The following is a 12939-nucleotide window of genomic DNA, read 5'->3' as shown; positions in this document are numbered from 1 at the left end:
AGGAAAAGCTTTCGTTGCCGGAGGAGAGCATGGGAACGTCCACCCCGTCGGGACAAGAGAACACCCCCGCGGCCATCGCACCCCAGATGTCGCGCCAGGGCATCTCCCTGCGTTGGGCCGAGCGGCTCGACACGGATGACGCGCTGCGACTCATCGGGTTGATGAACGCTGTCATCGAGCGCGACCCCATTATCGGCTTTTCCTCTCCCATCGAGCGCGAGAGTGGCCTGGAGCTGATGGCGGACGTCGATCACGACATCGCCCGAGGCAACTCCCACCTCCTGCTCGCCTCCTCCCGGGATGGGAGCTTCGTCGGCATGGGGCTCATGCGACAGAGCAAGCTGCCCCACTGCCGACACCTCGCCGAGCTCCAGATCGGCTTCATCCACCCCCGCATGAGGGGAGGTGGGCTCCTCGAGGCCATGTTCTCGGAGCTCGTGGGCCGGTGTCGGGCCCTGGAGGCCGAACTCCTGATGATCGACGTGCAGGAGGGGACGAGCTCGGAGCGCCTCTGGCGGCTGCTCGGCTTCCGTCCCTATGGACGGCTCGAAGACTACGCCCGGGTGGTCACACACACCCACGCGGGCATCTACATGTACCAGTACGTGAGTGATCTGGCGAAGCGTCTGAGACTCGACGCTTAGAAGGTCATTTCCACCCTCGACCCCCCATCTGGAGATTCACATGAAGATAACCCTTCCTCCCGCCAGACGACTCGGCGCGGAAATCACTGATCTGGATGTCAGAGACTTGTCGCCGGAAATGGCAGGTCAGCTCAAACACCAACTCTATGAGCAACGGCTCCTCATCTTCCGGGACCAGAAGCTTTCGAAGCAGGAGTACATCGACTTCGCAAAGAAAATCGGCCGGCCGCAGATCTACTTCCAGAAGAACTACCACCACCCGGAACATCCAGAGATCTTCGTCTCGTCCAACGTCCCCGAGAATGGCCAGAAGGTCGGCGTCGCGGGGACGGGCAAGTACTGGCACACGGACTACCAGTTCTTCCAGGAGCCCCTCCCGTTCGTCATGGTCTACCCGCAGATCCTGCCGGAGTCCCGGCGGGAGACCTATTTCATCGACATGCAGCGGGTGTACGAGGACCTGCCCGACGAACTCCGGGCGTACGTCGAGAACACCCGGGCCATCCACGACGGGAAGTGGCGCTACAAGATCACGCCCCAGGACATCGACCGGGCCCTCATCGACATCCTCGACGAGGCGAGCAAGCTCGTCCCTCCCGTCATGCACCCGGCGGTCATCCAGCATCCGCTGACGGGCAGGAAGAGCCTCTACATGAGCAGTGGCTTCACCACGGGACTCGAGGGCCTGTCCTACGAGGAGAATGCGGCCGTGCTGCGGCGGCTCTTCGCCTTCATCGAGCGCGAAGAACACATCCATACCCATACCTATCGCATGGGCGACATCCTGCTCTGGGAGAACCGGACGCTGCTGCACAAGGCGGGCGCCACCCCGAAGGGTGAGCGCAACATGAGCTACCGGATCGGTGTCTACGACGATCTGCCCTTCTACGTTGGCGCGAACTGACGAGGACCAACACGATGTACATGCTTGATGAAGCGAGTCAGCCGAGACGGATCGAGGGTGCCCAAGGGTTGCTGGACGAGGTGCTCAAACCCTACAAGCCCGAGTGCCGCTACCTGAAGAGTGCCTTCTTGGAGTACACCGAGGACGCGCTCCCGCATTTGATGAGCGACAACCCTCCCCGAGGCATACTCACGGCACGAGGCCGGTTTTCCATCCCGGAGTCCTGTTACATCGCATCGACGGGGCACTTCAACGCCGTTGAGTACAACATCTGCTACAACCAGCTCAGCTACTACCTCTTGGCGGAGTGCGTCCAGCACCGGCTGCTGGCGCCCGCAGTCGACTGGACGTATTCGGAGTATCTGCACAAGCAGCTTCCGGACTGTCTGATCGTCGAGTTCTCCAGCGCCTTCCGCAAGCCCATCGACTCGCTCGACTTCGAGGGAAGGGTCTCGTTCGACAGCGTGAAGGTCAAGAGCAAGGCCACCTTCATCCAGACGAGCTGCGGCTTCAAGGATGGACAGGAGGGGCGGTCCGAAGGAACGGCGTTGCTGGCACTCCTCCATGCCTCGAAAGCCGCGCCGCATTGACTGTCTGTCCATAGGAGAGCCCATGTCGCGCGAAATGGCGGAACAGCCTGCAGCCCAGCACCTCCTCGATGCGCTCCGGGAAGCTCCCTCCCGGCGTCGCGAAGAGCTCCTCGGGGCACGTCTCCGGGAGGATCTCGGAGAACGGCTGGGGATCGAGCCTTCCCAGCTCGGGAGCCGGGACAACCTGATGGAGCTGGGAATGGACTCGCTCAAGGCGATCGAGTTCAAGAGCACCTTCGAGTCGGAGCTGGGACTGCGGTTGAGCAGCACCCTCCTGTTTGACCATCCCGACCTCGAATCGCTGGTGGGCTTCCTGTTGGAGGCAGTGGAACTGCCCGCGGAGGAGGACGGCGATGAGCTTGCTTCGTGAGGTCACGACGCTCGCGGAACTGCCCACCCGCGTCAGCCAGCGGCATGGCCAGAACACGGCGCTGATCCTCCAGGGGGAGGTGCTGAACTATGAGGGACTCGAGCGCAGGGCCAACAAGCTGGCCCGAGCCCTCCTCCAAGAGGGCCTTCGCCCGGGAGAACGGGTCGCCGTGCTGGGGAAGGAGTCGCTGGACTCGCTGGCATTGCTGTTCGGGACGGCCAAGGCGAAAGCGGTCTTCGTCAACATCAACTGGCGGCTGTCCTCCGAGGAGATCGCCTACATCCTTGACGATGCACGACCCCGGCTGCTCTTCGTGGATGGGGAGTTGCTTCCCCAAGTGTCGCGACTCCTCGAGCGGCTGACGTTCCAACCGAAGGTCCTCACCCTCTCCGCTGCCGACTCGCGATGGCCGTCCGCGAGCCAGTGGAGTGAGGGAGCGTCCGACTCCGCTCCCAGGCTCGCGTATGACCCGGAAGAGGTGGTGGTGCAGCTCTACACCAGCGGGACCACCGGCCATCCCAAGGGAGTCCAGTTGGCCAACAGGAGCTTCTTCGCCCTCGCGCGGGAGATGGACGCGAGGGGTGAGCAATGGCTGGATTGGACTGAGCGCACCGTGTATCTCTCGTTCATTCCCACCTTTCACATCGGAGGGCTCTGGGCCCTGGTACGGGGACTGTCGCTCGGGGGCACGAACGTCGTGCTGCGGACCTTCGACCCTCCGGCCATCCTCCAGGCCATCTCCCGCTACCAGGTCACGAAGCTGGGCGCGGTCCCAGCGATGATCCAGGTGCTCCTGATGGAGCCGGGCCTGCCGAGCACGAACCTCTCCTCCCTGGAGACCGTTCTGTATGGAGGCTCACCCATCTCTCCTTCCCTGCTGGAACGAGCCATGGAGGTGTTCGGCTGCGGCTTCTGTCAGCTCTATGGGATGACGGAGACCGGGAACGTGGCCGTCTGCATGCGGCCCGCGGATCACCGAAGTGCCCCGTCCCAGAGGTTGCGCGCCGCGGGAAGGCCGTTGCCCGGAGTGGAGGTCCGCATCCAGGACGAACACCGGAACGAGCTGGGCGTGGGCGCGGTGGGGGAGATCGCGTTGAAGTCGCCAGCCCGGATGGTGGGCTACTGGCAGCAGCCAGAAGCGAGCTCGCGGACAATGGTCGAGGGCTGGGTACTGACCGGAGACGCGGGATACCGGGATGAGGAGGGTTTCATCTACGTCTGTGATCGGATCAAGGACATGATCATCTGCGCTGGGGAGAACATCTACCCGGCGGAGATCGAGAATGTGCTCCGAACCCAAGATGGCGTGGCGGACGTCGCGGTCATCGGCGTTCCCGACGAGCTGTGGGGTGAGGCGGTGAAGGCGATCGTCATTCCGAAGCCCGGCATCACGCTTCGCGCGGCAGATGTCATGCGGCACGCCAGGAAGCATCTGGCGGAGTTCAAGGTCCCCAAGTCGGTGGACTTCGTGGATCGGCTGCCGAGGAACGCGAGCGGCAAACTCCTGAAGAATGAGCTGCGGCGGCCCTACTGGGAGGGACGAGAGCGCCGCATCAATTGATGGGGGCACGTCGAGGAGCGCAGGGGAGGACGGGCAGCCGGAACTTGGACTTCAGTCAGTCCGCGGCCCTGTAGGACTCGAGCCAAGAGCTCGCCGGGACGGACGCGAGCGCGGGCGCAGGAGTCCGAGCACCAGCAGGGCCCACAGCCAGGAGCCCTGCCAGGAGGAGGGCTGGGCAGAGCAGCCCAGGCCGTAGACGCTCCGCTGCGACGTGGAGAAGAGCACCTCGGGGAGAAGCGGGCTGATGTTGCCAGCCTTATCGGTGGCGATGGCCGAGGCGCGGTGCACTCCCCAGGTGAGCGGCGAGCTGAACGGGTAGTCCCAGGCTCCCAGGGCATCGGCTTTCACCGAGCCGACTTCCACGCCGTCGACAAGGAGGGTGACGATGCTGCCAGGCTCTGCCGTCCCCCAGAAGCGAGGCGTCTCCGTGAAGAGCACCTGACTGGGAGCAGGCTCCTGCAGAGAGGGCTCTTGGGGCGCCTCGTTATCCACTGTCCATGAATAGCGGGCGGCGTCGGGGTCCACATTGTTGGCGGCATCGCGAGCTCGGACACTGAGATGGTGTTCACCGTCTGTCAGTGAAGGGAACTCGCTCGGGCACGGGGTGTAGGGCGCCTGGTCGATGCTGCACTCGAAGCTGGCTCCTGGATCGTTGGACGCGAACGAAAAGGAAGGCGTTCGCTGACGAGTCGCTGGATCAGGAGTCGAGACGATGCTCGTGTCGGGAGGCGTCTTGTCCACGATCCAGGAGTACACGCTGGGAGAGGCCTCCACATTGCCCACCGTATCCCGAGCCTGAACGCGAAAGGTATGTGAGCCCTCGGCGAGGGACGGGAGCGTGAACGGTGACGTGCACAGCTGGAAGGGAGCCTCATCCAAACTGCACAGGTAATAGGTGTCCTGCCCAGAGGCGCGGAAGCTGAAAGAGGCGATGTCCTGGTTGGTGGGATCCGTTGGCCGGGAGTCGAAGCCCGTCTCCAGATTCCGATGGGTGTCCTTCATGTTGAAGTGGAGGGCAATGAGGCTCGGTGACAAGGCCTTCCGGTAGACGCGGAACTCCGAGATGGAGCCCGTGAGGAAGGGAGTCCTCGCCTCCAGCATGCGACCCAACCAGTTGTTCGAGGTGACACCCAGATCAGCTGGGGTGACCCTCGTGGCCTCTCTCGCCACCTCCAGGCCATTCATGTACAAGCGGATGAGCCCCGCTGTGTGATCGATGCTCACCGCCACATGGGTGAACTCTCCTATCGGGAACACTCGGTAGGTCGGGCGAACCACCACCCTGCCCATTTGGGGGGTGGTGATAACGAAGACAGGCGGGAAGATACGGTCCACCTCGAGATACATGGAGGACTGCGCGTTGTCGTTGAAGTCGAAGATGCGCTCTATCCTGTCCGGGCTCATGCCCCATTCCACCCACGCTTCGAAGGTCGCATCCTGGAGCTGAGCGATGGTCCCGCCAATGGGCAGGCTCACGTAAGAGCCCCGTCCGTTCAGGAACGCTTCGCCATCGGCAATCGTGGCGCCCCCTTCGAGGCTGCCATTCGCGCCGCTGACCGAATCAGCAGCGCTGGCGGTGAAACTGTAGCTGTGAACCAACTCCGGTAAGGGATCCGGAGGGGACTGCAAGTCGAGCCGCAGGCGGTTGCTGACGGCACTGATGCCGCCACAGCCGCCACCGCCCGCGAGGTCGACGATCTGGCTGCCGTTGAGGAGGGTCGAGCCCCTTGGCTTGTTCCCGCTGACCTGGAACTGATCAGGCACGATGTCGAAGGGAGTACCTGTCAGGTCGATGTTGCTCTTGCCACCCTGGGAATAGGCAGCCACACAGTCGCTCGCGTTCGCCAGAGGCAGGGAGGAGACGAACTCCCCGTTCAACATGGCCCAGCCATCGCTCGTGGAGAAGGTGGTGTCGTCGAGCACGAGCGTGAGCGTCGCAAGGTCGAGGCGCACCTTGGTGAACCATGTCGTCAGCCCGGTGAATGAGGCGTGCTGCCCCTGGCCAAAGTGGGAGTAGTTGGTGGTGCTCCCCGTTTTTGGCAGCGTGAGGTACTCAAGGGGCCTACCCTCCATGTCATGGCAGTACATCGACACCTCCTGCCTGCCGAGCGTGAGGGTGTAGGTACCATCCCGAGCCGTGGGGTCCTTCGCACGAACCTCGGCGCAATTCTCGGCCGGAAGGCCGTTGCCAGGCTGCAGCAGCGGGAGGGCGACCATCCCCATCCGCCAGAAGGACGTCCAATTGGGAACGAAGTGCGCAAGAGATGACATATCTGGGAGTCCTTGGAAACAAGCCAGCGGAAGAGTGCTCCAGGGAAGATCAAGGCGTTCGCCGGTCACTGCGGGTGATAGCGTATCAAGAACTCCGCAGCATCGAGTGGGGAGGACGAATGGCTTCCAAGGTTACGAATGTCTTCGTGCTGATGCTCGAGAACCGCGCGTTCGATCACATGCTCGGTTTCTCGGGGCTGAAAGGCACCAATCCCGTGAACGGGCAGCAGACCCAGCTCAACGGCCTCACAGGAAAGGAGTCCAACACCTACAACGGTGTCACCTATCCGGTAATGCCGGATGCCGACAAGGTGATGCCTACCGGTCCTGGACATGAGTTTCTCGACACCCTCAGGCAACTGGCGGGCCCTGGAATCAGCTACTCGCGGGGAGGAGCCTATCCGCCGATCAGCAACAGCGGCTTCGTCGCCGATTACGCCTGTTCACCGTCGAAGGGAGAAGGGAACGCGCCCGGGAACTTTGGCGAGATCATGAAGTGCTACAGCGCCAGCCAGTTGCCTGTGCTGAACGCGCTCGCGACGGAGTTCGCCGTCTGTGACAATTGGTACTCGTCTCTCCCCGGGCCTACGTGGCCGAATCGGTTCTTCCTTTACGCAGCATCCTCCGGTGGGCTCGACCACAGCCCCACCACCGAGGAGATGATCGAATGGGAGACCGTCTCAGGCTTCAAGTTCCCGAACGGTTCGATCTTCGATGCGTTGAAAAAGCTCCCATCAGGTTCTGGGTACAGGATCTACGCCGGTGGGGATTTCTCCATCGTCGGGGCCTTGCATGGAATCTCCGTCTTCGACGTCCATGCGCTCTCTCATTTCGCAAAGGACGTTGCGTCCCAGGACTATCCTTGGGCGTTCACCTTCATCGAGCCGAACTACGGCGACATCTTGAACAACACATACGTCGGCGGCACGTCACAGCATCCGCTCGATGACATCACTGGCGGCGAGCGCCTGATCAAGGAGACGTATGAGGCCATCCGCAGCTCGCCTCATTGGGAGACAAGTCTGCTGATCATTACCTGGGATGAGCACGGAGGCTTCTACGACCATGTGGCTCCGCCGAGCGCCATCGCGCCGGGGGATGGCGCCAGTTCCAAATACAATCAATACGGCTTCACATTCGAGCAGTACGGCGTCCGAGTTCCGGCGGTGGTGGTCTCTCCGCTGATCGCCAAGAGCACCATCGACCACCGCCTCTATGACCATGCATCGGTGCCGGCGACGCTCGAGAGGCTCTTTGGGCTCTCGCCCTTGACGAAGCGCGACGCCAATGCGAACGATGTGACGCCGCTCCTCTCGCTTCCAGCACCACGCTCCGACACGCCGGTGACGTTGCCGAATCCGGTGGCTGCGGACACCGCGAGCGCAGAGCGGTTGGCCGTCAATGCGCAGCGCGGGGCGGCACTTGGAGAGCAATCGGTGAACGAAGGCAATCTCGCTGGGTTCCTCCATGTCGCCGCCAAGCACGACCTGGAACTGTCGCCGCCCGAGGCGAAGCCAGCGATTCTTGCGCGCGTCAAGACGATCCAGACGCGTGCACAGGCGCAGCAGTACATGGCGGAGGTGGCTGCGAAGATCCGCGCGAATCAGGCATTGCGCTAGGCAACCCCGCCCTATCCAGTCACCGAGGTGCTTTCAGGCACGCGAGGGCTTCACCTCGAAAGTCATTCCCGCTCGGCGCAACCGCTCCACGAGCTTCATCCCCATGCTGGAGGCGGGAGTGAGCACTCCGCCCTCCGAGGCAATCGAGTCGAAGGCCAGACAGAGCGCCGACTCGGAGAGCATGCGCGCCGTCGCCGCGTAGCCCGGGTCCCCCTGGGACGCCACCCTGCCCTCCAGCTTCACGGTGCCACCCTCTTTCGCCTTGCCCTCGCCGAGCAGGAGAACGGCGAAGCAGCCCTGCTCACGCTTCTCGGCCGAGGGGCCCGTACCAGGGGCGGGCAGCACATGCTTCTCGAGTTGGCGCCGCACCGCGGGCACGCTCGCAGCCAGGAAGAAGCCACCCAGGCCCCCCGCCATGGCCGCCGCGGTGAGCAGGCCCTTGGGGCCTCGCGCGAAGCTCGCGGCCTCGGAGTAGAGGAAGTCCTGGCCCCATGGGTAGCCGAGCAGCGCATTGGAGCGCCGCACCACTCGCGTGTTAACGGGGGCCATGAAGAAGGGGCCCGTCCACCGGCCCAGTTCCTCGTTGTAGCGCACGCCCAGTTGATCCCGCTCCTCGGGCCGGCCACGCCGCGGCTCCGGGTCCAGCCCGTGCGGATTGCCCAGCACGCGGCGCAGCGAGGGGTCCGCCTTCACGTCATCCATCGTCTGCAGCGCGCTGGCGGCAGTGCCTCCACTGATCCCTCCGCGCATCTTCGTCACGAACATGCGGATGCGATCGCAGTGGCTCGCGTGGTGCTCGCGCATGAAGTCCTGGAGCATGAGCACGCCCAGGTCCGAGGGGATGGAGTCGAAGCCGCAGGTGTGCACGATGCGCGCTCCGCTCTCTCGGGCCCGGGCATGGTGCGCGTCGATCATCTTGCGCATCCACTGCACCTCACCGGTCAGGTCGCAGTAGTCGGTGCCATTGCGGGCGCAGGCGGCCACCAGCTCGCTGCCATGGCGCGCATAGGGCCCCACGGTGGTCAGGATGACGTGCGTGCGGGATACCAGTGCGTCCAGCGAAGCCGTGTCCTTCGCGTCCGCCAACAGCACGGGCAGCTCGGCGCAAGCGGGGTTGAGCCCCACCAGCGAGCCGCGCACCTGCTCTAGCTTCGCGCGGTCTCGCCCCGCCAGCGCCCAGCGCGCACCATGGGCGCCCTGGGTCCGAGCGAGGTACTCGGCAACGAGGCGACCGGTAAACCCGGTAGCGCCCCAGACAATGACGTCAAACTCGGCCTTCGAAGGTTTGGGCATGAGCGGAAGGCACGGTTTGACCGGAAGTGACGCCGCGCGTCAACACCCATTCCGCATTTCCACGCCGCCCGAGGGACGCCGTATCTGTATGCGGAGAGGCCCATCAGCCCAGGGATGATGCTCGAAAACCGGCGCATGTCATGGCCCGAGGTTCTTCTCAGAGAGCGCCGCGAGGGCCTGGGTGACGAGCTGATCGTGATCGAAGGCCAGGCGGGGACGGCGCTCGAAGGAGACGAAGAGCGCCGCCGCGGCGTCAGAGCCCCCAAGGACGAGACTCCCCGCGTTGTCGTGCGGCGAAGCCCCATCGACGCGGACGGCGAAGACATGGCTGCGTACCCAACGCTCGTCCGTGTCGCGGGGATCACGGCTACCGCCTGACACGATGGTGACAGGCACCAGCGCTTTCGCCGGCACTCGCATGCCCGTCTCCTCGAGGAGTTCGCGGACGGCGGCGTCGCGCGGCGACTCTCCGGGTCGAACGAAACCTCCGGGCAGGGACATCCGCCCAGCGGCGGCATCGCTGTCGTCGTGGCGGCGAATCAGGAGCAGTTCGTCCTCGCCCAGGGCACCGCGCCGGATGACGACAACATCCGCGGCGTCATTCGGTCCGGGGTAGCGGAGCCGACCCCGGGGACGTCTGTCATCGAGCGCGGCCAGCACTCCCGTGGCGTCGTCGACGAAGCGGGCATGCTGGCTGGCGCGCGCAGCGTCCACGGCGGCCCCCCGCAGCCCTGACAACAACACGTGCCGAGCTCGAAGGTTGTAGGCGGCCTGCTGCTCGTCCGCGACGATGAGGCCGCCGCCGAGAAAGAGCCCCATTCCCTGGGTGTCACGCACCAGGCGCACCACCGGCGCGGCCTTCTCGTACAAGGAACGCGCGCAGCGCCAGAACCTCCGGACGCGCTCATCGAGATCCTCCGCGAGCGTCTGCTCCACGATGGCGCCGAGGACTTCGACTCCCGCCTGCTCCGCGAGACCGTGGCTCAGGCCTTCCATCCCATGCCGTGTCCCACCTGTCAGCAGCACACCTCCCCTCGCCGCGAGGCCACGAAGGACTTCATCGAGAACGGTGGTGGCATACCGGATTTCTTCGGGTGACCATGCGGCGAACGCGTGACGCCATGCCCCCGCAAGCCACAACAATGGCCGCCCAGCCAGGGAAGGCGTCTCGTCGGAGACAGTGGCTCCCAGCTCTCGCAGGCGTTGCTCCTGGGCCGATCGCACCACGCCTCGGAGCACCGCGAGTTCGGCGGCGCGGGCGGGCGTGAAGTGTCTCCGCGGCAGGGGTGGAGGGGGCATCCAGTCGCGCAGCGGGGGCGTCTCGCGTTCCCATTCCTTGCGCCGCGCCAGCAGCGCCTCTTCCGTCTGGCGGAGCCGGTCGAGCCGAGCCTCATCGAGACCGCATGCGAGCGCGACTCGCACTTCGTCGGGAGCGGAGGTGCCATAGAGGCCAGCCCCGTCGCTACCGAGGACGACCGACACCCCCGCATCCACGTACTGGCGCAAGGGCACCTGCAGCGTGGTCTGGATGTTGTTCAGCGCGAGGTTGGAGGTGAGGTTGAACTCCACCACCACCCGGTCCGCGTTGCGGGCCATGTCGGCCAGGGTGTCGTCATCCACGCCGTAGAGGCCGTGGCCGATGCGGATCTCGATGCCTGGGAAGGGAAGCAAGGCACGCACCGCCTCACGAACGTTCTCCGGGTAGGCGGGGTTCTCGCCCGCATGCACGCGGACTACGAAGCCGGGGCGGGCCTTCCCGAGTGCCGCGGCACGTTCGAGCACGGGGACGAAGGCCCGCGTGGAGCAGGTCTCGTGGCCCATGATGTCGACGCCCGCGATGGCCCGGCTGGGCAGGCACTGCTCGACGCGATCCAGCACGTCGAGGTCCCACTCGAGATCGTCATGGCGAGACAGGGCCACGAGGAAACGGAGGCGCACGCCGCTCGCCGCTTCCAGCTCGTCGAGCGAGGCATGGAGCGCGGCAAGTGCGTCGGGCTCCACCACCGTGAAGAGCGACAGCTCGGCGTAGGACACACCGGCGGCGGCAAACCGCTGGGAGATGGCTCGCAGCTGCGGGACGAAGAGCCGAGGGTGCTTGGTGAGCGGACCTCGGCGCGCATAGAGGCGCTCCATGTCCTGGAACGTGATCTGCCGATCGAGCGGAACGTCGAGGCTCCGTGCGAGCCGCACCCTCGCCGGCCCATCGAGCAACGCGACAGGGACATCCTGGCGGGCATCCATGCCCACCTCCGCGAGCAGTGCGCGGGGAACGATGACGCCCTCCTCCACAGCAGCGAGCTCGACCAGGGCTCGTCCGGGGAGAGCGGCGGCGAAGTGGGTGTGCAGATCCGTGCGCGGCGAGAACGATGAAGCGCCAGTGGGGAGCGTCAGCGGCACATGGTTATCGGCCAGGAAGCGCGCCTCGAAGGCTGTGAGCGCATCCACGGTCGAGGGAGCGCTGAAGCGACCACGAACCTGGCCACCAAAAATGAGCGCGTCTCCCCCCTCCCCCACTTGAAGGTGGTGCGCCAGCGCCGCACGCAGGCGGCTGCGGTCGTCATCGGCCTCGACGAGGATGCGGCCCTCCCCCCACCTCACGCGGTGACCGGGAGCAATCTCCAGGGAGGGAGTCATCGTCATGAAGAGGGACGTAAGCGATATCTACCGGGACAGCAGCCGTTCGAGCCATGCCTCGCGGGCCGCGTTCGCAGCTCGGGAGACGGCAGCCTCTGGAGCCATCTGGCTGAAGCCGTGGAACGCGCCGCCCCAGACATGGAGCTCCGCGTCTCCACCCGCAGCCCAGATCGCGTTCGCGTAGGCCACGGCCTCGTCGCGGAAGAGCTCCGCCGCCCCCACGTCGATGAACGTGGGTGGCAGGCCGCTCAGGTCCCTCGCACGAGCGGGGGCCGCGTAGATCGACACGTTGTCCGTTCCGCGCCGCTCACCGAGCAGCGCCGTCCAGCCGGTCAGGTTGCTGATGCGATCCCAGATGCCGATCCCCTGCATCTGGTACGAGGAGACGGTTTCGTTCCGGTCATCAATCATCGGGCATTGGAGCAGTTGGGCGAACAGCTTCGGCCCCTGGCGATCGCGCGCCAACAGGGTGGTACCCGCCGACAGGCCTCCCCCTCCGCTTCCGCCGAAGATGATGAGCCGCTCCGGATTGATCCGCAGCTCCTCCGCATGCGCAGCCATCCACTCGAGCCCCGCGTAGCAGTCCTCGACCGGAATCGGATCCGGGTTCTCGGGAGCCCGCCGGTATTCCACCGTGACGCACACCACGTCGAACTTCATCGCCCACGCCACGAGGTCGGAGGCACCCGCGAACCGGTCGGCCATGACCATCCCGCCACCGTGAATGTGGTAGATGCCCGGTCCCTGCCTGGAATGATCCTTCCGGGAGATCACCGAGACGACCATGTCCACCCCCTGATAGCCGGGGACGGTGAAATCGACGCACTGGACCGGTCTGTCGCCAATCTGTTCGGCGATCGAAGGCGCGGGCATTGCGCGATACTTCTCGATCTGATCCGCGGTCATGTTGACGGGGGCGAACGCGGCGAACTTCGGGAGGATGGCGGAGAGCTCGGGATCGAACGGCGGCGGCTTGGGCTTCTTCGGCGTGTGGCTCATGGACGTGCCGAGCATACCCCCGAACCCGGGACACGTACTGTCAGCGCGTTGACA

The 12939-nt window shown here is 65.0% G+C and carries 10 protein-coding genes; 6 read left to right on the top strand and 4 right to left on the bottom strand.

The features are described 5' to 3' along the window. Positions 1-29: 29 nt before the first annotated feature. Genes KY501_RS45960 through KY501_RS45940 form a run of 5 tightly spaced genes read left to right on the top strand, consistent with a single transcriptional unit; the run spans position 30 to position 4069 of the window. Positions 30-644 (top strand): GNAT family N-acetyltransferase, encoded by a 615-nt coding sequence (locus tag KY501_RS45960; protein ID WP_224371225.1) that lies wholly within the window; start codon positions 30-32, stop codon positions 642-644. A gap of 40 nt (positions 645-684) precedes the next feature. Next, positions 685-1548, top strand: coding sequence for a TauD/TfdA dioxygenase family protein (locus tag KY501_RS45955; protein WP_224371223.1), 864 nt, complete (start codon positions 685-687; stop codon positions 1546-1548). Between the two features lie 14 nt (positions 1549-1562). Beyond that, positions 1563-2138 carry an FcoT family thioesterase gene (locus KY501_RS45950; RefSeq protein WP_224371221.1) on the top strand — a complete coding sequence of 192 codons (576 nt, stop codon included), beginning with the start codon at positions 1563-1565 and terminating at the stop codon, positions 2136-2138. Positions 2139-2160: 22 nt separating this feature from the next. Beyond that, positions 2161-2508, top strand: coding sequence for an acyl carrier protein (locus KY501_RS45945; RefSeq protein WP_224371219.1), 348 nt, complete (start codon positions 2161-2163; stop codon positions 2506-2508). Next, on the top strand, positions 2492-4069 hold the full coding sequence (locus KY501_RS45940) for a long-chain-fatty-acid--CoA ligase (protein WP_224371217.1): 1578 nt from the start codon (positions 2492-2494) through the stop codon (positions 4067-4069). Before KY501_RS45945 ends, KY501_RS45940 begins: the two co-directional genes overlap by 17 nt. A 51-nt stretch (positions 4070-4120) precedes the next feature. Here KY501_RS45940 and KY501_RS45935 read toward each other — a convergent pair whose 3' ends face one another. Then, positions 4121-6340 carry a LamG-like jellyroll fold domain-containing protein gene (locus tag KY501_RS45935; protein WP_224371215.1) on the bottom strand — a complete coding sequence of 740 codons (2220 nt, stop codon included), beginning with the start codon at positions 6338-6340 and terminating at the stop codon, positions 4121-4123. Between the two features lie 119 nt (positions 6341-6459). Between KY501_RS45935 and KY501_RS45930 the strand changes: the two genes are divergently transcribed. Continuing rightward, positions 6460-7959 (top strand): alkaline phosphatase family protein, encoded by a 1500-nt coding sequence (locus KY501_RS45930; RefSeq protein WP_224371213.1) that lies wholly within the window; start codon positions 6460-6462, stop codon positions 7957-7959. 33 nt (positions 7960-7992) lie between these two features. Here the strand turns inward: KY501_RS45930 and KY501_RS45925 are convergent, their stop codons facing one another. From KY501_RS45925 to KY501_RS45915, 3 genes are all read right to left on the bottom strand, one after another. Next, positions 7993-9252 carry a saccharopine dehydrogenase family protein gene (locus tag KY501_RS45925; protein WP_224371211.1) on the bottom strand — a complete coding sequence of 420 codons (1260 nt, stop codon included), beginning with the start codon at positions 9250-9252 and terminating at the stop codon, positions 7993-7995. Positions 9253-9390: 138 nt separating this feature from the next. Continuing rightward, entirely contained in the window at positions 9391-11892 is a 2502-nt protein-coding gene (locus KY501_RS45920) for an NUDIX domain-containing protein (RefSeq protein WP_224371209.1), read from the bottom strand. A gap of 21 nt (positions 11893-11913) precedes the next feature. Further along, entirely contained in the window at positions 11914-12900 is a 987-nt protein-coding gene (locus KY501_RS45915) for an alpha/beta hydrolase (RefSeq protein WP_224371208.1), read from the bottom strand. Between the last annotated feature and the right edge of the window lie 39 nt (positions 12901-12939).

It is taken from the genome of Hyalangium versicolor, from assembly GCF_020103695.1.
In the GTDB taxonomy this organism is placed as follows: Bacteria; Myxococcota; Myxococcia; order Myxococcales; family Myxococcaceae; genus Hyalangium; species Hyalangium versicolor.
This window is presented reverse-complemented; position numbering and strand designations above follow the sequence as displayed.